Source organism: Pseudomonas sp. Q12-87 (genome assembly GCF_001269755.1).
Taxonomy (GTDB): Bacteria; Pseudomonadota; Gammaproteobacteria; order Pseudomonadales; family Pseudomonadaceae; genus Aquipseudomonas; species Aquipseudomonas fluorescens_S.
Genome location: NZ_LHVI01000032.1, coordinates 20,962 through 39,423, shown reverse-complemented (window position 1 = coordinate 39,423; position 18,462 = coordinate 20,962). Strand labels below are relative to the sequence as shown.

The 18,462-nt window shown below is 61.5% G+C and carries 18 protein-coding genes; 11 read left to right on the top strand and 7 right to left on the bottom strand.

Features of this window, described 5'->3' with window-relative positions:
• Positions 1–111: 111 nt before the first annotated feature.
• From AD663_RS23465 to AD663_RS23445, 5 genes are all read left to right on the top strand, one after another.
• The gene (locus AD663_RS23465; RefSeq protein ID WP_003185708.1) at positions 112–891 is read left to right on the top strand and encodes a DUF2076 domain-containing protein; all 780 of its coding nucleotides are present in this window, start codon (positions 112–114) and stop codon (positions 889–891) included.
• A gap of 138 nt (positions 892–1,029) precedes the next feature.
• Positions 1,030–1,509 carry an NYN domain-containing protein gene (locus tag AD663_RS23460; protein ID WP_003185707.1) on the top strand — a complete coding sequence of 160 codons (480 nt, stop codon included), beginning with the start codon at positions 1,030–1,032 and terminating at the stop codon, positions 1,507–1,509.
• Positions 1,510–1,531: 22 nt separating this feature from the next.
• Positions 1,532–2,143, top strand: coding sequence for a PolC-type DNA polymerase III (locus AD663_RS23455; protein WP_053214626.1), 612 nt, complete (start codon positions 1,532–1,534; stop codon positions 2,141–2,143).
• A gap of 228 nt (positions 2,144–2,371) precedes the next feature.
• On the top strand, positions 2,372–3,274 hold the full coding sequence (yedA, locus tag AD663_RS23450; RefSeq protein ID WP_003185704.1) for a drug/metabolite exporter YedA: 903 nt from the start codon (positions 2,372–2,374) through the stop codon (positions 3,272–3,274).
• Between the two features lie 58 nt (positions 3,275–3,332).
• Positions 3,333–4,670, top strand: coding sequence for a DEAD/DEAH box helicase (locus AD663_RS23445; protein WP_003185703.1), 1,338 nt, complete (start codon positions 3,333–3,335; stop codon positions 4,668–4,670).
• A gap of 63 nt (positions 4,671–4,733) precedes the next feature.
• On the opposite strand, the gene AD663_RS23440 is transcribed toward AD663_RS23445, so the two are convergent.
• Both AD663_RS23440 and AD663_RS23435 read right to left on the bottom strand, forming a co-directional pair.
• Positions 4,734–5,981 carry a TIGR03862 family flavoprotein gene (locus tag AD663_RS23440; protein ID WP_053214625.1) on the bottom strand — a complete coding sequence of 416 codons (1,248 nt, stop codon included), beginning with the start codon at positions 5,979–5,981 and terminating at the stop codon, positions 4,734–4,736.
• A gap of 204 nt (positions 5,982–6,185) precedes the next feature.
• Positions 6,186–7,106 (bottom strand): histone deacetylase, encoded by a 921-nt coding sequence (locus AD663_RS23435; protein ID WP_003185700.1) that lies wholly within the window; start codon positions 7,104–7,106, stop codon positions 6,186–6,188.
• A gap of 72 nt (positions 7,107–7,178) precedes the next feature.
• On the opposite strand from AD663_RS23435, the gene AD663_RS23430 reads away from it, so the two are divergent.
• The 3 genes from AD663_RS23430 to AD663_RS23420 all read left to right on the top strand — a co-directional run bounded on the left by AD663_RS23430 (position 7,179) and on the right by AD663_RS23420 (position 9,311).
• The gene (locus AD663_RS23430) at positions 7,179–7,748 is read left to right on the top strand and encodes a GNAT family N-acetyltransferase (protein WP_003185698.1); all 570 of its coding nucleotides are present in this window, start codon (positions 7,179–7,181) and stop codon (positions 7,746–7,748) included.
• A gap of 103 nt (positions 7,749–7,851) precedes the next feature.
• The gene (tesB, locus tag AD663_RS23425; RefSeq protein ID WP_003185696.1) at positions 7,852–8,721 is read left to right on the top strand and encodes an acyl-CoA thioesterase II; all 870 of its coding nucleotides are present in this window, start codon (positions 7,852–7,854) and stop codon (positions 8,719–8,721) included.
• Positions 8,718–9,311 (top strand): HAD family hydrolase, encoded by a 594-nt coding sequence (locus tag AD663_RS23420; RefSeq protein WP_003185694.1) that lies wholly within the window; start codon positions 8,718–8,720, stop codon positions 9,309–9,311. Before tesB ends, AD663_RS23420 begins: the two co-directional genes overlap by 4 nt.
• Before the next feature lie 117 nt (positions 9,312–9,428).
• Here AD663_RS23420 and AD663_RS23415 read toward each other — a convergent pair whose 3' ends face one another.
• Both AD663_RS23415 and AD663_RS23410 read right to left on the bottom strand, forming a co-directional pair.
• A complete protein-coding gene (locus AD663_RS23415; protein WP_053214624.1) occupies positions 9,429–10,376 on the bottom strand; it encodes a hypothetical protein in 948 nt (315 codons plus the stop codon).
• Positions 10,377–11,261: a neutral zinc metallopeptidase gene (locus AD663_RS23410; RefSeq protein ID WP_003185689.1), complete on the bottom strand. Its 885-nt coding sequence runs from the start codon at positions 11,259–11,261 to the stop codon at positions 10,377–10,379. It lies immediately after the preceding gene.
• Positions 11,262–11,513: 252 nt separating this feature from the next.
• On the opposite strand from AD663_RS23410, the gene AD663_RS23405 reads away from it, so the two are divergent.
• On the top strand, positions 11,514–12,392 hold the full coding sequence (locus tag AD663_RS23405) for a DMT family transporter (protein ID WP_033046618.1): 879 nt from the start codon (positions 11,514–11,516) through the stop codon (positions 12,390–12,392).
• Positions 12,393–12,584: 192 nt separating this feature from the next.
• Here AD663_RS23405 and AD663_RS23400 read toward each other — a convergent pair whose 3' ends face one another.
• Positions 12,585–13,922 carry an MFS transporter gene (locus AD663_RS23400; protein WP_003185685.1) on the bottom strand — a complete coding sequence of 446 codons (1,338 nt, stop codon included), beginning with the start codon at positions 13,920–13,922 and terminating at the stop codon, positions 12,585–12,587.
• Positions 13,923–14,199: 277 nt separating this feature from the next.
• Between AD663_RS23400 and quiC the strand changes: the two genes are divergently transcribed.
• Together quiC and AD663_RS23390 are read left to right on the top strand one after the other, a co-directional pair.
• Positions 14,200–16,101, top strand: coding sequence for a 3-dehydroshikimate dehydratase QuiC (gene quiC, locus AD663_RS23395; protein ID WP_003185683.1), 1,902 nt, complete (start codon positions 14,200–14,202; stop codon positions 16,099–16,101).
• A 102-nt stretch (positions 16,102–16,203) separates the two neighbouring features.
• Positions 16,204–16,881 (top strand): TetR/AcrR family transcriptional regulator, encoded by a 678-nt coding sequence (locus AD663_RS23390; protein ID WP_003185680.1) that lies wholly within the window; start codon positions 16,204–16,206, stop codon positions 16,879–16,881.
• A 117-nt stretch (positions 16,882–16,998) separates the two neighbouring features.
• On the opposite strand, the gene AD663_RS23385 is transcribed toward AD663_RS23390, so the two are convergent.
• Together AD663_RS23385 and aroQ are read right to left on the bottom strand one after the other, a co-directional pair.
• Entirely contained in the window at positions 16,999–17,850 is an 852-nt protein-coding gene (locus AD663_RS23385; protein ID WP_371261238.1) for a shikimate dehydrogenase, read from the bottom strand.
• Positions 17,851–17,855: 5 nt separating this feature from the next.
• Positions 17,856–18,296 (bottom strand): type II 3-dehydroquinate dehydratase, encoded by a 441-nt coding sequence (gene aroQ / locus AD663_RS23380; RefSeq protein ID WP_003185678.1) that lies wholly within the window; start codon positions 18,294–18,296, stop codon positions 17,856–17,858.
• Positions 18,297–18,462: the final 166 nt, after the last annotated feature.

Genomic DNA, 18,462 nt, shown 5'->3' with positions numbered 1-18,462 from the left:
CATCATCAGGTAAACGCTATTGAAACCATTTCGCCGAACCCCATTACTGGCTGGCACCGGTCTTTTGGGGACCGGTTTGGTTTTTTTATCCGGCAATCTAATGAGGTCGCCATGAACAGCGAAGAACAAACCCTGATCGATGGACTGTTTTCACGGCTGCAACAGGCCGAAAAGGACTCAGCCCCACGCGATGCCCAGGCCGAGGCGCGGATCAAGGAACATCTGGCGAGCCAGCCTGCGGCGGGCTATTTCATGGCCCAGGCGATTCTGGTGCAAGAGGCTGCGATCAAGCGCCTCGACGAGCAGAACCGCCAGCTCACCACCCAGGTCGAGCAATTGCAGGCTGAGCTGCAACAGGCGCGCAACCAGGCGCCGACATCTGGCAACAGCGGTGGTTTTCTCTCGAGTATTTTTGGTGGCAGCAGCAACCGCGATTCACGGCCCGCGCCCAGCGCTCCGGCATCCGGTGGCGGCTGGCGCGAACCGGCAAGGCCTGCCTCCAACGCGCCTGCCCAGCAGGGCTTTGGCGCGCCGCCCAATCAATATGGCACGCCGCCCGGCAACTATGGCGCGCCGCAACAGCAGGCCCCAGCCGCCGGCAGCTTTTTGGGTGGCGCCCTGAAAACCGCGGCGGGCGTGGCCGGCGGCGTGATGCTGGCCCAAGGCATCAGCAGCCTGTTCCACAGCAATCAGCAGCCCCAGGAAATTGTCGAAATCCTCAAGGAGGAGCCGGCCCAACCGGTCAACGACAGCGGCAGCAGCGACAACGGCTGGGGCGATGACCAGCGTGTGGCCGATACCGATACCTACGGCAGCGACCAGGACGGTTTCAGCGACGCGGACTACAGCGACGATTCATCCTCCTTCGGCGACGACGACTCCTTCGTCTGAGTTGCCATTCGTCCGGGGCGCCCTGGCGCCTCGGGCCGATTATTCGCGGAACAATCCTCGGGGCTGGCATACTGGGCGACTTTTCGGGCCCCGGTGCCCGGTTCAGCCTGTGCGCTCGTGCATCCAAGAGGAAACGCGGTGAAAAAAATTGCAGTGTTCGCCGATGTCCAGAACCTCTACTACACCGTGCGCCAGGCCTATGGTTGCCATTTCAACTATGCCGCGTTGTGGGCCGATGTCAGCAAGCAAGGACAGATCGTCGAGGCCTATGCCTATGCGATCGATCGCGGCGACAGCAAGCAGCAGCAATTCCAGCAGATCCTGCGCAACCTGGGCTTTGTCGTGAAACTCAAGCCCTACATCCAACGCAGCGACGGCTCGGCCAAGGGCGATTGGGACGTGGGTATCACGCTGGATATCATGGACGCCGCCGATCATGTCGATGAAGTGGTGCTGGCCTCCGGTGACGGCGATTTCGACATGCTGCTCGAACGCATCATCAGCAAGCATGGGGTCCAGGCCGTGGCCTATGGCGTGCCGGGGCTGACCGCCAACTCGCTGATCCGCGCCGCCAGCCGCTACGTGCCGATCGAAGGCGCATTGCTGCTCAAGAATTGATTTTTACGGAGTTCAGACAGGTTTGGAACGCATCGCAGTCATCGACTTTGAAACCACCGGCATCACGCCAAGCAGCAGTTGCCGGGCCACCGAAATCGCCGTGGTAATCCTTGAGCAGGGTCGGATCGTCGACCGCTACCAAAGCCTGATGAATGCCGATGTGCGCGTGCCCGCGTTCATCGAGCAACTGACCGGCATCAGCAACGCCATGCTGCGCAGCGCGCCATCGGCGGAAAAGGTCATGAATGAGGTCAACGAGTTCGTTGGCATCACGCCGTTGCTGGCCCATAACGCCGCGTTTGACCAGAAGTTCTGGGACTTCGAGCTGGGACGCATCAAGCGCACCCGCCTGCAGAACTTTGCCTGTTCACTGTTGCTGGCCCGCCGCCTGATGCCAGCGGCGCCGAACCACAAGCTCGGCACGCTCAATACGTTCGCCGGCCTGCCCCACACCGGCCAGGCTCACCGGGCCATGGCCGACGCCGAAATGGCCGCCAACCTTACCGCGCACCTGGCTGCGGAACTGCGACAAAAGCATGGGTTGCGGGAGTTGTCCCATGATTTGCTGTGCAGTTTGCAGAAAGTGCCGGCGGCGAAGATCAATGAACACCTCAAGCGCCATCGCGGGTTCTAGACACACCACCTGACAAATCCTGTGGGAGCGGGCTTGCTCGCGAATACGGTGTACCGGTTGATAGGGCAGTCGACTGACACACCGCCTTCGCGGGCAAGCCCGCTCCCACAGTTGGAAATGCCTGGCGCCCGCAAAGTGTATGGGTGGGATAAACAGCTTTTGTAACTTAATCTTTGCCCATCGCCTTCCTAGAATAGTGCTTTTCATCGTCCTTAATTCGAGTTGAACATGCCTGGCCCACGCCGTTTTCCCCTGCCGTTGATCGCCGCCTTTTTCGCCTTATATGTCATCTGGGGTTCGACCTACCTGGTGATTCGTATCGGTGTGGAGTATTGGCCGCCGCTGTTGCTGGCCGGGATTCGTTTTGTGTTGGCCGGATCGCTCATGTACGGTTTTTTGCGTTGGCGCGGGGCACCTGCACCGACCTGGGCGCAATGGAAGGCTGGGGCGCTCATCGGTGTGCTGCTGCTCAGTTTTGGCAATGGCGCTGTGAGTATTGCCGAGCACACGGGCGTGGCGTCCGGTGTGGCGGCGTTGGCCGTGGCGACGGTGCCTTTGTTTACCCTGCTGTGCGGATATTTCTGGGGCGCGCGTAATACCCGTCTGGAATGGGCGGGGATTGTGCTGGGGCTGATTGGTATCGCCATGCTCAATCTGGGCTCCAATTTGCAGTCGAGCCCGCTGGGCGCGGCCTTGCTGGTATTCGCGGCGGCGTCCTGGGCCTTTGGTTCGGTGTTGAGCAAGCACGTGCCGTTACCGGCTGGGGCAATGGCCAGCGCTGTGGAAATGCTCGTGGCGGGTGTGGTTCTGCTGATTGGCAGCTTCGCCAGTGGTGAACACCTGGACAGCGTGCCACCGCTGGAGGGCTGGTTCGCGCTGTTCTATCTGATCGGCTTCGGTTCGATCATCGCCTTCAACGCCTATATGTACCTGCTCAAGCACGTGCGCCCGGCGGCGGCCACCAGTTACGCCTACGTCAACCCGGCGGTGGCGGTGTTGCTGGGCATCGTGTTTGCCGGCGAAACCATCGGTGTCGAGGAGGCTTTGGCGATGTTGGTGATCATCAGTGCCGTGGTGTTGATTGGCTTGCCCCAGTGGCGTAAGCCCAAGCCTGCGCCGGCCGCCGCGTGAATTAGGGTAAACTGCCGCGCATTGCACACCTTGCGCTGATTTTTCCTACGGTATTTCCATGACTTTCGCCACCCTTGGCCTGATCGAACCCTTGCTGCGCGCCCTCGAGACGCTCGGCTACCAGACCCCGACCCCGGTGCAGGCTCAAGCCATGCCGGCGGTACTGGCCGGTCGTGACTTGATGGCCGCGGCCCAGACTGGCACGGGCAAGACGGCCGGTTTCGCCGTGCCGCTGTTGCAGTTGCTGACCACAGAAGGGCCGAAAGTCGCCGCCAACTCGGTGCGGGCGCTGATCCTGGTGCCAACCCGGGAACTGGCCGAGCAGGTCCATGAAAGCGTGCGCGAATATGCGCAGAACCTGCCGTTGAGCACCTACGCGGTGTACGGTGGCGTCAGCATCAACCCGCAAATGATGAAACTGCGCAAAGGCGTCGATCTGCTGGTCGCCACGCCGGGCCGCTTGCTCGATCTGTTCCGGCAGAACGCGCTGAAATTCAACCAGCTGCAAACGCTGGTGCTGGACGAAGCCGACCGCATGCTCGATCTGGGCTTCTCCGAAGAGCTGGCGAATATCTACAAGGCCTTGCCGAAAAAGCGCCAGACGCTGCTGTTCTCGGCAACGTTCTCCGACGCGATCCGCCTGCTGGCCGGGCAAATGCTCAACGATCCACTGAGTATTGAAGTGAGCCCGCGCAACGTCGCCGCCAACACCGTCAAGCAATGGGTGGTGACGGTGGACAAGAAGCGCAAGCCGGAGCTGTTCGTGCACTTGATGCGCCAGCACAAGTGGAAGCAGGTGCTGGTGTTCGCCAAGACCCGCAACGGCGTCGATGCGCTGGTGGAAAAACTCCAGGGACTGGGTGTCAACGCCGACGGCATCCATGGCGACAAGCCCCAGGCCACTCGGCAGCGCGCGCTGGATCGCTTCAAGGCCAGCGAAGTGCAGATTCTGGTGGCGACCGATGTCGCCGCCCGCGGCCTGGATATCGAAGACTTGCCGCTGGTGGTGAACTTCGACCTGCCAATCGTCGCTGAAGACTACATCCACCGTATCGGCCGTACGGGCCGGGCGGGCGCCACGGGGCAGGCGATTTCCCTGGTTTGCGCGGACGAAGTGAATCTGCTGTCAGCCATCGAGATGTTGACTCGTCAGACCTTGCCCCGGCAGATGGAATACGACTTCGAGCCTGAACACCGCGTGCCGGATACCGATGCCAGCGGCCAGGTCGTGAAGAAACCGAAAAAACCGAAGAAGCCGAAAGCTTCGGGTGGTGGCGGCAAGCGCAACCTGGGCAAGTGGGTGGACAGCGGCGACGCAGCGCCAGTGGAACCTTCGGTCAAGCCTGTGCGAAAAGTGCCGGTATTCAACACCGGGCCGCGTAAGAGGAAGCCGTAGGGGCAGCTGCCAGTCTTAAGCTGCAAGCTGCAAGTTGGAAGCGGTTTGCTTGCAGCTTGCAACTTATAGCTCGCAGCTGTTTCGCAGAAACTCCACCATCCCCAACCCCGCCGCCCGGCCGCTGGCAAAGCAGGCCGTCAACAAATAGCCGCCGGTCGGCGCCTCCCAGTCGAGCATTTCCCCGGCGCAAAACACGCCGGGTAGTTGCTTGAGCATCAAGCGTTCATCCAGGGCTTCGAATGTCACGCCACCCGCACTGCTGATCGCCTCATCCAGCGGCCGGGTTTTCACCAAGGTGAGCGGCAGTGCCTTTATCGCCTGGGCCAACCGTGCAGGATCAGTGAAGCATTCGCTTGGTGCGAGTTCGCGCAAGAGCGCGGCCTTGATGCCATCGATCCCCAACTGGCTGTGCAAATGCTTGGCCATCGAGCGTGAACCGCGAGGCTTGTTCAGGGCTTGCTCGATTTTATCCACAGGCCGCCCTGGCAGCAGATCCAAGTGAATGGTCGCGCTGCCGTGATGGTTGATCGCTTCGCGGATGGGAGCCGACAGCGCATAGATCAGGCTGCCTTCGATGCCGGTGGCGGTGATGACGCATTCGCCGAGGCGTGGCACATCATCATTGAGGCCGATGGCGATATTCTTCAGGGGGGCGCCAGCGAACTTATTGACCATCAACTCGCTCCAGGCCTGGACGTCGAACCCACAGTTGCTCGGCTGCAAGGGCGCCAGGTCGACGCCGCGCTGCTCCAGCGCAAGCATCCAGGCGCCGTCGGAGCCCAGGCGCGACCAACTGCCGCCGCCCAGCGCCAGCAGCGTCGCGTCGGGTTGCAGAGTCTTTTCGCCCTCCGGCGCTGCGATCCTCAGACTGCCGTCGGCGTTCCAGCCAAGCCAGCGATGGCGTGTGTGAATCACCACGCCAGCATCACGCAGACGCTTGAGCCAGGCGCGCAGCAGCGGGGCGGCTTTCATGTCGGTCGGAAAGACCCGTCCGGAACTGCCGACAAAGGTGTCGATGCCCAGCCCATGAATCCATGCGCACAACTGATCCGCGCCGAAGGCTCGCAGCAGCGGCGCCAGGTTCGGCGCACGTTCGGCGTAACGGGACAGGAAGGCCGGGAACGCTTCCGAATGGGTGATGTTCATGCCGCCGACGCCGGCCAGCAGGAATTTCCGGCCGACCGAAGGCATGCCGTCGTACAAGTCGACCCGGACGCCGGCCTGGCTCAACACCTCAGCCGCCATCAGGCCGGCGGGGCCGCCGCCGATGATGGCGATGTTTGGGGTGATGGGCTTGGCGGTCGAGGTCATGATTTGAACTTGGGCGCGGGAATAGGCGGGGCATTCTACCAGTAGAGGTCCCTGTGGGAGCGAGCAAGCCCGCTCTCACAGGGGATATGGCTGATCAAAAAACAACCATTCCTGTGCAGGCACCATACGCCATAGCTTGTAGGCCGTTTCGCTCAGGTTATCCACAGGCCGCTCCACAGGCATTGTGGGTAACGCGCCCAGCATTCAATGACAGCCTGATGACACCCAGACCTTTTCCGCGCTGTGGTGCAGGATCCCGTGGCGTCGGGCCAGGGCCTTGCGGTCCTTGCTGTAGCCACCGCCGATCACGCCGACCACCGGGATGTCGCGCCCCAGGCAATGGCGCATGACGCTCTCGTCCCGGGCTGCGAGGCCTTCGTCGGTCAGTTTCAGGTAACCGAGGGCATCGTCCTTGTGCACATCGACACCGGCGTCATACAGCACCAGGTCCGGCTGGTAGAGCGGTAGCAGATAGTTGAGCGCGTCATCCACGACCTTGAGGTAAGCGCCATCGTCCATGCCCATCGGCAACGGGATGTCCCAGTCGCTTTGGGCCTTGCGCGCGGGAAAATTCTTTTCGCAGTGCAAGGAAACTGTCACCGCGTCGGGAGTGTCATGGAGTATTCGGGCCGTACCGTCACCCTGATGCACATCGCAGTCGAAAATCAGCACCCGCGAGACTCGGCCGCTGGCCAGGAAGTACCGGCTGATCACCGCCAGGTCGTTGAATATGCAAAAACCGGCCGGGTGATCGTAATGGGCGTGATGGGTGCCCCCGGCCAAATGACAGGCCAGCCCGTGTTCAAGAGCCTGTTCGGCCGCCAGCAGCGAACCGCCCACGGCGCGTACCGTTCGGCGGGCCAGGGCTTCGCTCCAAGGCAGGCCAAGTCGCCGTTGGTCTTCACGGGACAACTCGCCGCCCATGTAGCGTTCGATATAGGCGCGGTCATGGGCCAGGGCGAGGATATCGGGCGGACACAGCGATGGGCGCAACAGGTCGACGTCCCGGGTCAACCCACTGTCAACGAGGTGATCGCGCAACAGGCGGAACTTGTCCATGGGGAAGCGGTGTTCCGCCGGGAATTCGGGGCTGTAGTCTTCGTGGTAGATCAGCGGCAGCGGCATGGTGTTTTCAGTGGTGATTGAATGACGGATCCTACCAGCGATGTAGACTCTGGGCATGGAAAGGGAGTGATGATGGAGCCGATACTGGAATTGGAAAGCGCGCGGTTGATATTGCGACAGTGGCGCGATGACGACTTGCCGGAATTCGCTGCCATGTGCGCGGACCCGCAGGTGATGCGTTACTTTCCCGAGCGCCTGAGCCGTCTGGAAAGCGCTGCCCTGATCGGTCGCGTGCGCGGGCATTTTGCCGAGCATGGTTTTGGCCTGTGGGCGCTGGAGCGCAAGGACACGGGGGCCTTCATCGGGTTTACCGGGCTGGGCGTGGTCGGGTTCGACGCGCATTTCACCCCGGCCATCGAAATCGGCTGGCGCCTGGCCCGGGAACATTGGGGCCTGGGTTATGCCAGCGAAGCGGCGTGGACTGCACTGCGTTGTGCCTTCGATCAGTTGGCCCTGGAAGAGGTGGTGGCGTTCGCCGCCGTCGATAACCTACCGTCACAGAAAGTCATGCAGGCCATCGGCATGCAGCATGACCCGGCGGATGATTTCGAACATCCAAAACTCGCAGTCGGGCATCCATTGCGTCACCATGTGCTCTATCGCATCAATCGTGAGCAGTGGCTACAGACCCTGCACGGTTAGCCGACACGGACGTTTACAATGCCCGCCAGAGTGGCCCGGGCCAACAATCGATCCACCGCCGCAGCACAGCCTGCGCGGTGTGTGCTGTGTGAGGAAAATCTGAATGAGCCACGTGTTGGAAGATCTGGTCGACCTGCTGACCCTGGAACCGATCGAAGAGAACCTGTTTCGCGGTCGCAGCCAGGACTTGGGGTTCCGCCAGCTGTTCGGCGGCCAGGTACTGGGCCAGTCGCTGTCGGCGGCCAGCCAGACCGTGGAGGAGGCTCGACATGTGCATTCGATGCACGGTTACTTCCTGCGCCCGGGTGATGCCGCGTTGCCGGTGGTCTATCAGGTCGACCGGGTGCGTGACGGCGGCAGCTTCAGCACCCGACGTGTCACGGCGATCCAGAAAGGCAATCCGATCTTCACCTGCAGTGCGTCGTTCCAGTACGACGAGCAGGGCTTTGAGCATCAAAGCAGCATGCCGCAGGTGGTCGGGCCGGAAAACCTGCCGTCCGAACTGGAACTGACCCAGCAGCGGGCGCACCTGCTGCCCGAGCACATGCGGGAAAAACTGCTGTGCCCCAAGCCGATCGAAGTACGCCCGGTCACCGAGAAAGACCCCTACAACCCGCAACCCGCTGATCCGATCAAATACGTGTGGTTCCGCGCCGATGGCGCCCTGGCGGATTCGCCGGCCTTGCACAAATACCTGCTGGCCTACGCGTCGGACTTCGGCCTGTTGACCACGTCGCTGCTGCCCCATGGCAAATCGGTGTGGCACAAGGACATGCAAGTAGCCAGTCTCGACCATGCCTTGTGGTTCCATGCCGATCTGCGGGCCGATGACTGGTTGCTCTACGCCATGGACAGCCCGTGGGCCGGCAATTCCCGAGGGTTTTCCCGGGGCAGCGTATTCAACCGCGCCGGGCAATTGGTAGCTTCGGTGACCCAGGAAGGCCTGATCCGGCATCGCAAGGACTGGGCATGAGCCTGGCCGAGGTCCGGCATTGGGTCTTTGACATGGACGGCACGCTGACCATCGCCGTGCATGATTTCGCCGCGATTCGCGTAGCCCTGGCGATCCCGGCCGAAGATGACATCCTCACCCACCTGGCGGCATTGCCGGCTGACGAAGCGGCGGCCAAGCATGCCTGGTTGCTGGAACACGAGCGCGACCTGGCGCTGGGCTCCAAGCCTGCGCCGGGGGCGGTTGAGCTGGTGCGTGAACTGGCCAGCCGTGGCTACCGCCTGGGGATCCTGACCCGCAACGCCCGCGAGCTGGCCCATGTGACCCTGGAGGCCATTGGCCTGGTGGACTGTTTCGCCGTGGCGGACGTGCTGGGCCGCGACGAAGCTCCACCCAAGCCTCACCCGGGCGGTCTGTTGAAGCTGGCCGAAGCCTGGAACGTGACGCCCGGGGCCATGGTAATGGTCGGCGACTATCGCTTTGACCTGGATTGTGGTCGTGCGGCGGGGGCGCGGACGGTGCTGGTGAACCTGCCGGACAATCCGTGGCCGGAGCTGACCGATTGGCATGCTCGGGATTGTGTTGAGTTGCGGCGGATGCTTTCGGCCTGAGTTTCTGTGTTGGCCGGCTAATCGCTTTCGCGAGCAAGCTCGCTCCCACAGTGGATTCGTGGTGCCCTTGTGGGAGCGAGCTTGCTCGCGATGAGGCCGGGCCTGTCGACATAAGGCCTACTGCCCAAACAACACCTTCAAACCTTCAGGCGAAGTGAACATCCCATTCCCATCATGCCCAACCCCCGGCACTTCGATCAGCCGTTGGTTCAGCCCCACGGGATGGCGTCGGGACAGGTAGTCGAAAAAGAAATGCCCGCGCAATAACCGATACGCCCCCTGGGTCTGCGCTTCGCAGCCTTTGTCCAGCGCTGGGTGCTTCGGATCGATGTCTTGCTGCCCAAGCAGATAAACGATGTCGCGCTTGACGTAGTTTTCCTCCAGCCATGCGGGTGATTGCCCGGCGGCATAGGCGGGAAGCTGTTGCAGGCCATATTTCCATTGGTTGAAGCCAGGGCAACTGGCCGGGTCGAACGCCATGGGGCGTTGGGCATCGAAGTAGGCGTAGGACGACGGGTTGGCAATCACAAAGCGCGGATTGATCCGGTAGGGACCGTGGGCGAGCAGGGCATAACGCTGCACGACCTGGGCGCCGCCGGAGTGGCCGGCGATGACGATTTCCTTCACTTCGGGAAACTGCTGTCGATCACTGACCCGCGCCACGATGTCATCGAGAACCTGGAATGAACTGACTGGGCTTGGCCCTGTGGATAAATCGCCGGCCATCCAGTCGTTGCCGCGCCAGCGCAACAGGTCGTTGGGCAATTGATGACGTGTCACGTCCTGTTCGTTAAGAAACTGTGGGGCGATGATCAGTGTGGTGGCCGTCTGTCCGGCCTGGGCGGCGGCTTGTTCTGCGCTGTGTAGGTAGGTCTCGGCATTGCGCAGCCGACCAGGGACGATGATCACCACGCGCTGGATGGACGCAGGGGGCGGGCTGACAGCGACGGCCATGGCGCCGCCCTTGAACTGCAATCGCCCCTGAGCGACCACGTTCACGCCGTGTTCGTCCGCCTGGGCCCAGGTGCAGCACAACAACAGCCCGATCAGCGCGCGCCACGTCATCTACAGGTTTTTCGCCGCGAACGTGTCGCACTGGCTGACCTGGCCCTGGGCGAAGCCGGTCTTGAACCAGCGCACCCGTTGCGCCGAGGTGCCGTGGGTAAAGGAGTCCGGCACCACGCGGCCCTGGCCTTGTTGTTGCAGCCGGTCATCGCCAATCGCGTTGGCGGCGTTCAAGGCTTCCTCGATGTCCCCCGGCTCCAGCCAGTTCAGGCGTTTTTGCGCGTGGTTGGCCCAGACCCCGGCCAGGCAATCGGCCTGCAATTCCTGGCGCACCAACAGGCCACCGTCGCCTTCCATCTGCCGGCCTTGCTGGCGGGCCTCCTGGATTTTTGCCGAGACCCCAAGCAGCGTTTGCACGTGGTGGCCGACTTCATGGGCAATGACATAGGCCTGGGCGAAGTCACCGGCGGCCGAGAAACGTTGGGACATTTCCTTGAAGAAACTCATGTCCAGATACACCTGGCGGTCTGCCGGGCAATAAAACGGCCCGGTCGCCGATGAGGCAAGGCCGCAGGCCGAGTTGACCCGACCACTGAACAGCACCAGTTTAGGCTGCTGATATTGCCGCCCGGCCTGCTGGAAGACCTGGCCCCAGGTGTCTTCGGTATCGCCGAGGATCGAGCGCACGAATTCGGCCTGCTCGTCGTTGGCCGGTGGCGCCTGGCGAGTCTGGGAGGACGCCGGCGCAGATGAGTCCATCTGCCCCGCCAGTTGCCCGAGAATCTGCATCGGGTCCTGGCCTGTGATCCAGCCGATGCCGACGATCAGCAGAATGGCCGTCAGGCTCAATCCCTTGCCGCCGCCAAACCGCATCCCGCCACCGCCGCCCTCATCGCCGCGGGCGTCCACCACGTTGTCACTGCGGCGACCTTTTTTCCATAACATGTTGGAAGTCCTCTGAATGACCCGGCGAGAAATGACTGCTGTGGGGGTGAGTCTAGCTTTCAGGCGCCAAAGGTGCGCGGCGTGCTTGAGCTGTCAGGCAACGGACGCGGGTTTTGGTTCATCGACAAGCCGATTCTGCCTGGCTCCGGAATTTTCATTACACTGCGGATTCAGAACTTATCGGTATTTTCGCTGGCCCAACAACTTCACTGTGCGTCACGGCCCTTACATCAAGCAGCGCAGGTTTTCCTCATGACCCTCAGCACTCCGCTCTCCGGCGTCAATCAGGCTTTCAAGGGCATCGTGCTTATTCTGGTCGCAACGTTCCTGTTCTCCAGTCATGACGCGTTGTCCAAATACCTTTCCGGTTTTTATCCGATCATCATGGTGGTCTGGGCGCGTTACGTGGTGCACACCTTGTTGATGGCGGGTATTTTCCTGCCGCGCTCGGGGCTGCGGGTGCTGCGTACCAAGCGCCCGTTGTGGCAATTGGCTCGGGCGCTGTGCCTGCTCGGTACCAGTCTGTTCTTCACCACGGCGTTGTTGTATATCCCGCTGGCCGAAGCCACGGCGGTCAACTTCCTGGCTCCGGTGCTGGTCACGGCCTTGTCGGTGCCATTGCTCGGCGAGCGTGTGACGCGCGGGCAATGGATCGCCGTGATTTTCGGTTTTATCGGCGTGCTGATCATTGTTCATCCCGGCGGCGATCTGTTCACGCCGGCGGTGTTGCTGCCGTTCTGTTCGGCGCTGTTTTTCTGCTTCTATCAATTGCTCACGCGCAAGCTCAGCGAGATCGACAGCCCGACCACCAGTAATTTCTTCGCCGGCCTGTGCAACACATTGGTGATGAGCGCACTGGTACCGTTCTTCTGGCAAGTGCCGAGCCTGGTGCATGGGTTGATGATGCTGGCGCTGGGCGCCTGCGGGATGACCGCGCATTTGATGCTGACCCAAGCCTTCCGCTTCGCCGCCCCGGCGCTGCTCGCGCCGTTCGGGTATTGCCAGATCGTGTTTGCCGGGCTGCTGGGCTGGTTGTTGTTCAGCCACACGCCGACGCTGATGACGGTGGTGGGCATCGCCCTGATCTGCTTGAGCGGGCTCGCGGCGGCGTGGCAGCAGCGGCGTAAGTAAATAGACTTGTTTGGTCCGGGACATGGTGGACCCAGTGGTGAGGGGATTTATCCCCGTTGGGCTGCGCAGCAGCCCCAAAACAATCAGCTCGATTTGGCTGACACACCGAGTTGCCTGATTTCAGGTCTGCTGCGCAGCCCAGCGGGGATAAATCCCCTCGCCACAAAGTTGCGTTCCAGCCTTAATGGCTCATCAGTTTTCCAGGGTAGGCACCTTGCGCGGCGCCATGAAGTACATCCATGTCAGGGCGATGAAATACATCGCCGGGATCAGGGTGAACAACACGGTGTAGTTGTTGTGGGTGATCGTAAGAATGTGGCCCACCAGTTGGGTCATGAACATCCCGCCGATGGCCGCGCACATGCCGCCGAAGCCGAACACCGTGCTCATCATGTGCTTGGGCGTGTAATCCATCACCAGGCTCCAGATGTTGGCGGTCCAGGCCTGGTGCGCGCCGATGGCCAGGGAAATGGCAAACACCGCCATCCACAGGCTGCTGGAGCCGGCGGCCATGATCACGCCGATGATGCAGCAGGCGAACAGCAGCATCGACACCAGTCGCGCCTTGATCGGATTGAGTCCGCGCCCGATCAGGAACGAAGACAGTATCCCGCCGCCCACGCTGCCGAAGTCGGCAGTGAGGTAGATGATGATCAGCGGGATGCCCATCTGGGTCACGTTGATGCCCAGGTTGTATTGCTGGTTCAGGAACGGTGGCAGCCAATAGAGGTAGAACCAGAACACGGGCGCGGTGATCGAATAGGCCAGGGCGAACGCCCAGGTGCCGCGCATGCGCAGGATGCGGGTAAAGGGCACGCGGACCTGATCCGGCTCATCCTGGGCCTGGATGTATTGCAGTTCCGACGGTTTCACCGTGGGGTGATCTTCGGGGTTGAAGTATTTCAGGCCCCAGAACAGCAACCAGATCCCACCCAGGGCGGACATGCACAGGAACGCCGCCTGCCAGCCCCACACGTGCAGGATCAAAGGCAGCAGCATCGGCGTGAACATCGCGCCAACGTTGGTCCCGGCGTTGAATATGCCGGTGGCCACGGCTCGCTCGCCGGCGGGGAACCATAGCCGCGTGGTCTTCACGCAGGCCGGGTAGTTGGCCGCTTCAGTCAGGCCGAGGATGAAACGGCAGACCATGAAACCTATCGCCGAGGTGGCCAGGCCATGGGCGCCGGTCGCCAGGCTCCAGAGCAGCACGGCGCAGAAAAACACGCGTTTGACGCCGATCCGGTCGATCAACCGTCCCTGCAAGACGAAGCCGATGGCATAACCGACCTGGAACCAGAAATTGATGTTGGCGTAATCCATCGCCGTCCAGCTCATCTCCTTGGCCAGGATTGGCTGCATGACGCCCAGGGCGGCGCGGTCGATGTAGTTCAGGGTGGTGGCGAAAAATACCAGGGCGAGCATGCCCCAACGGGTCTTGCCCACGGCCATGGCGCCGCGGATCTTGTCACCGATGCCGCCGGTGGTGACGCCCAGGCCGGGAGCCAGGCGGGAGCTTTGGGAAGGAATCATAGCGTGTACCCGTTTTTGAAATTCTTATGGTTGGTCTGGGTCTGTCCATCGCTGCCGGCAGGGCCGGCGTCAATGTGGGGCCGATGGTGCGCAGTGAGCAAAAAATCGTCAATTCGGCAATCGGCATTGTGTTCGATAATCGCCCAAAAAACTAACCAGACGGTACATATTAAATTGCTGAAACAAACCGTCAGCTCAATAATCGGCTCACTCTTTTAATAACATTTCAATTGCGGCGCACCTTCTGTAGCCGATGCCTGTCCCGGGAGCCGACGTCATGCAGCGTTCCATTGCCACCGTATCCTTGAGCGGCACCCTGCCGGAAAAACTCGAGGCCATTGCCGCCGCCGGTTTCGACGGGGTGGAGATTTTCGAGAACGACCTTCTCTATTACGATGGCAGCCCGCGGGAAATCAGGCAGATGTGCGCTGACCTGGGCATCGCCATCACCTTGTTCCAGCCGTTTCGTGACTTCGAAGGCTGCCGTCGCGATCGCCTTGCGCGCAACCTGGAGCGCGCCGAGCGCAAGTTCGACCTGATGCAGGAGCTGGGCACCGATCTGGTGTTGGTGTGCAGCAACGCCTCGGCCGACAGCGTCGGCGACCCGCAGATCCTGGTCGATGACCTGCGCCTGCTGGCCGAACGGGCCGGTGCGCGGGGCTTGCGCATCGGTTATGAGGCGTTGGCCTGGGGCCGGCACGTGAATACTTATCAACAGGTCTGGAATATCGTGCGCCAGGCTGACCACCCAAGCCTCGGCGTCTTGCTCGACAGTTTCCACACGTTGTCCCTCAAGGGCGATCCAAGCGCGATTGCCGAGATTCCAGGCGAGAAGATTTTCTTCGTGCAAATGGCCGATGCGCCGATCCTGGCGATGGATGTCCTGGAGTGGAGCCGGCATTTCCGCTGCTTCCCGGGCCAGGGCGAATTCGACTTGCCGGGCTTCCTGGCGCCGATCATCAAGAGCGGCTACACCGGGCCGCTGTCGCTGGAAATCTTCAATGACGGCTTTCGCGCGGCGCCGCCGCGGGCCAATGCCGCCGACGGTTTGCGCTCGTTGTTGTACCTGGAGGAAAAGACCCGCCAGCGCTTGGCCGAGCAAGCCACGCCTGTCAGCAATGCCGATATCCTTTTCGCCACGCCGCCGGCCAGCGAATACAACGGCATCGAATTCCTGGAGTTCGCCGTGGACGATAACCTCGGCGCCAAGTTGTCTCATTGGCTGGAGCGCCTGGGGTTCGTCAAGGCCGGCCAGCATCGCTCCAAGAACGTCAGCTTGCTGCGCCAGGGCGATATCAACCTGATCCTCAACAGCGAACCGTATTCTTTCGCCCACAGTTTTTTTGAAGCCCACGGTCCGTCGTTATGCGCCACTGCCGTGCGCGTCAAGAACAGCGCCAGCGCCCTGGAGCGGGCCGTGGCCTACAAAGGCCAACCCTATCGCGGCCTGGTGGGGCCCAATGAACTGGAGTTGGCGGCGGTGCGAGCACCGGACGGCAGCCTCATCTACCTGGTGGACCAGGACGCCGATGTCTACGGTACCGATTTCAATCTGCAACCCGGCGCGGTCATCGGCGCGGGGCTCAAGCGCATCGATCACATGGCGATGGCGCTGCCGGCGGACAGCCTCGACAGCTGGGTGTTGTTCTACAAGAGCCTGTTGGATTTCGAGGCGGATGACGAAGTGGTGCTGCCCGACCCGTATGGCCTGGTCAAAAGCCGGGCCCTGCGCAGCCGCTGCAGTTCGATCCGCTTGCCGTTGAACATTTCCGAGAACCGTAACACCGCGATCTCACACGCGCTGTCGAGTTATCGCGGTTCTGGCGTGCATCACATTGCGTTCGACTGCGATGACATTTTCACCCAGGTCAGCCGCGCCAAGGAGGCCGGCGTACCGCTGCTGGACATTCCCCTCAATTATTACGACGACCTGGCGGCGCGCTTCGACTTCGATGATGAGTTTCTCAGCGAGCTGGCGTATTTCAATGTGCTGTATGACCGTGATGCCCAAGGCGGCGAGCTGTTCCACGTCTACACCGAGCCGTTCGAGGGGCGGTTTTTCTTTGAGATCATTCAGCGCAAGAACGGTTACGCCGGCTACGGTGCGGCCAACGTCGCGGTGCGGCTGGCGGCCATGGCCAAGTCCCGCAGCGGAGGCTTGCGTCACGCCAAGTTGTAGGTAAATCGTAAACGTGGCGGTAAAGGGCAATACCGTGGCTTCCTTCACTGCACGGTGCGGCCCATAATCGCCAGCCTGTGCAGTGATGGCCGTGAGCCCGCAATGACTATGAATCCAGAACTTTCCGCAGCGCTCGACGAACCTGTCGCCACGCCGCGCAAGAGTCGCAAGAACAACCCGGAGAAAACCCGGGAGAACATTCTTCAGGAAGCCATCGTTGAGTTCGTCCAGCAGGGCCTGTCCGGCGCCCGGGTCGATGCCATCGCTGAGCGCATCCATACCTCCAAGCGGATGATTTACTACTACTTCGGCAGCAAGGAGCAGCTGTACGTCGAGGTGCTGGAAAAGCTCTATGGTGATATCCGTACCACCGAAAGTCGCCTGCACCTGGCGGAGTTGGCCCCGGTCGATGCGATCCGGCGCCTGGTGGAATTCACCTTCGACCACCACGACCGCAACGTGGATTTCGTGCGCATCGTCTGTATCGAAAACATTCACAACGCTGAATACGTCAAGCAATCCGGCGCGATCAAGGCGATGACCAATACCATCCTCGATTCCCTGGGCGTGATCTTGCGTCGAGGCGCTGAAGAGGGCGTGTTCCGTGCCGGCCTGGAGCCGCTGGATGTGCATCTGCTGATCAGTTCGTTCTGTTTTTATCGCGTGTCCAACCGCCAGACGTTTGGTGAGATCTTTCAGATCGACCTGTCGGAGGAAGCGATCAAGCAGCGGCATCGCGCGATGGTTTGCGAGTCGGTGTTGCGCTACCTACAGCCCTGACGCTGGACCATGTGGGAGCGGGCTTGCTCGCGAAGGCGGTGTGTCAGTCACACATCTTCCAACTGACACACCGCCTTCGCGAGCAAGCCCGCTCCCACAGGGGATTATCATCAGGCTTTAGTGATTCATGCTTTGGAAATGCTCCAGCATCCGCTGCGCATCCGGGGCCACGCCACTGAACAGTTCGAATGCCTTCACCGCCTGGAATACCGCCATGTTGCCGCCATCCAGCGTGCGACAGCCGAGGGCTCGGGCGTTGCGTAGCAGTTCGGTTTCCAGCGGGAAGTAGACGATCTCTGCGACCCACAATTGCCCCCGCAACAACTCGACGGGCACGGGCAGGCCCGGCAGTTTCGCCATGCCCATGGGGGTTGTATTCACCAGGCCGTCCGCCTCGGCCATGGCGCTGGGTAAATCGTGTCCGGCCCGGGCGCGGCCAGCGCCGAAATGCTGGTTCAGGTTGTTCGCCAGGGCCTCGGCCCGGCTGATCTCGACGTCAAAAATGCTGAGCAACTGTACGCCCTCTGCCAACAAGGCATGGGCCACGGCCGCACCGGCGCCACCTGCGCCCATCTGGACCACGCGCTGGCGGGCAACATCCCCCAGGCCGCGACGGAAACCTTCGGCGAAGCCCAGGCAGTCGGTGTTATGGCCGATGCGCTTGCCGCCCTTGAGCACCACGGTGTTGACCGCGCCAATGCCCCGGGCTTCGGGCGACAGCTCATCCAGCAACGGGATAATCGCCTGCTTGCAGGGAAAGGTGATGTTCAGGCCGGTAAAGTCCATGCGTTCGGCAGCCTTCAGCAGATCGGGCAGGGCGCTGCTGTCGAGGTTCAGCGCGTCGAGGTCGATCAACCGATAGAGATAACGCATGCCTTGGGCGTCGCCTTCGCGCTCATGAAGTGCCGGTGTGCGCGAGGCCTGGATACCCGCGCCGATCAGCCCGGCCAGCACAGTGATGTTCGACATGCTCATCAACCCTTCAACCGCTGACTGAAATGTTCCAGGGCCAGGCGATAACCATGGCTGCCAAACCCGCACATCACGCCGATGGCGACGGAAGAAACGAAGGAGTGGTGGCGAAAGGTTTCCCGGGCGTGGACGTTGGACAGGTGAACTTCGATCACCGGAACTTCGCTGGCGACCAGGGCGTCGCGAATCGCCACCGAGGTGTGGGTCCAGGCCGCCGGGTTGATGACGATACCGGCGCAGCGTCCGCGGGCGCCATGAATCCAGTCCAGCAATTCGCCTTCCTGGTTGGTCTGGCGAAACTCTATCGCCAGGCCGAACTCTTCAGCGGCCCGGCCGCACAATGCGGAGATGTCAGCCAGGGTTTCATGGCCATAAGTCGCCGGCTCGCGGGTGCCGAGCAGGTTCAGGTTCGGGCCGTTGAGCACCAGAACGATAGGAGGCATCGCAATTTTCTCCACATTTTTATTGTTGGCGTCGGCGGGATTTCAGCCGGTGGAGATAAATTGTACTAGATGGTTAATTTGGTCAAACAAAGCCGCCGTCCTTGGGCAATAAGTGTTCGATGATCGAACAAGAGCCGCAGGTTCGGTAGTTTGCAGATCGCAGTTG

What these genes read in the sequence shown, in the direction of transcription:
- AD663_RS23400 (WP_003185685.1), bottom strand. Translation starts at nt 13,922, where the DNA reads ATGATTCCTTCCCAAAGCTCCCGCCTGGCTCCCGGCCTGGGCGTCACC.
- AD663_RS23405 (WP_033046618.1), top strand. Translation starts at nt 11,514, where the DNA reads ATGACCCTCAGCACTCCGCTCTCCGGCGTCAATCAGGCTTTCAAGGGC.
- AD663_RS23390 (WP_003185680.1), top strand. Translation starts at nt 16,204, where the DNA reads ATGACTATGAATCCAGAACTTTCCGCAGCGCTCGACGAACCTGTCGCC.
- quiC (WP_003185683.1), top strand. Translation starts at nt 14,200, where the DNA reads ATGCAGCGTTCCATTGCCACCGTATCCTTGAGCGGCACCCTGCCGGAA.
- AD663_RS23420 (WP_003185694.1), top strand. Translation starts at nt 8,718, where the DNA reads ATGAGCCTGGCCGAGGTCCGGCATTGGGTCTTTGACATGGACGGCACG.
- yedA (WP_003185704.1), top strand. Translation starts at nt 2,372, where the DNA reads ATGCCTGGCCCACGCCGTTTTCCCCTGCCGTTGATCGCCGCCTTTTTC.
- AD663_RS23435 (WP_003185700.1), bottom strand. Translation starts at nt 7,106, where the DNA reads ATGCCGCTGCCGCTGATCTACCACGAAGACTACAGCCCCGAATTCCCG.
- AD663_RS23415 (WP_053214624.1), bottom strand. Translation starts at nt 10,376, where the DNA reads ATGACGTGGCGCGCGCTGATCGGGCTGTTGTTGTGCTGCACCTGGGCC.
- aroQ (WP_003185678.1), bottom strand. Translation starts at nt 18,296, where the DNA reads ATGCCTCCTATCGTTCTGGTGCTCAACGGCCCGAACCTGAACCTGCTC.
- AD663_RS23385 (WP_371261238.1), bottom strand. Translation starts at nt 17,850, where the DNA reads ATGTCGAACATCACTGTGCTGGCCGGGCTGATCGGCGCGGGTATCCAG.
- AD663_RS23440 (WP_053214625.1), bottom strand. Translation starts at nt 5,981, where the DNA reads ATGACCTCGACCGCCAAGCCCATCACCCCAAACATCGCCATCATCGGC.
- AD663_RS23410 (WP_003185689.1), bottom strand. Translation starts at nt 11,261, where the DNA reads ATGTTATGGAAAAAAGGTCGCCGCAGTGACAACGTGGTGGACGCCCGC.
- tesB (WP_003185696.1), top strand. Translation starts at nt 7,852, where the DNA reads ATGAGCCACGTGTTGGAAGATCTGGTCGACCTGCTGACCCTGGAACCG.
- AD663_RS23465 (WP_003185708.1), top strand. Translation starts at nt 112, where the DNA reads ATGAACAGCGAAGAACAAACCCTGATCGATGGACTGTTTTCACGGCTG.
- AD663_RS23430 (WP_003185698.1), top strand. Translation starts at nt 7,179, where the DNA reads ATGGAGCCGATACTGGAATTGGAAAGCGCGCGGTTGATATTGCGACAG.
- AD663_RS23445 (WP_003185703.1), top strand. Translation starts at nt 3,333, where the DNA reads ATGACTTTCGCCACCCTTGGCCTGATCGAACCCTTGCTGCGCGCCCTC.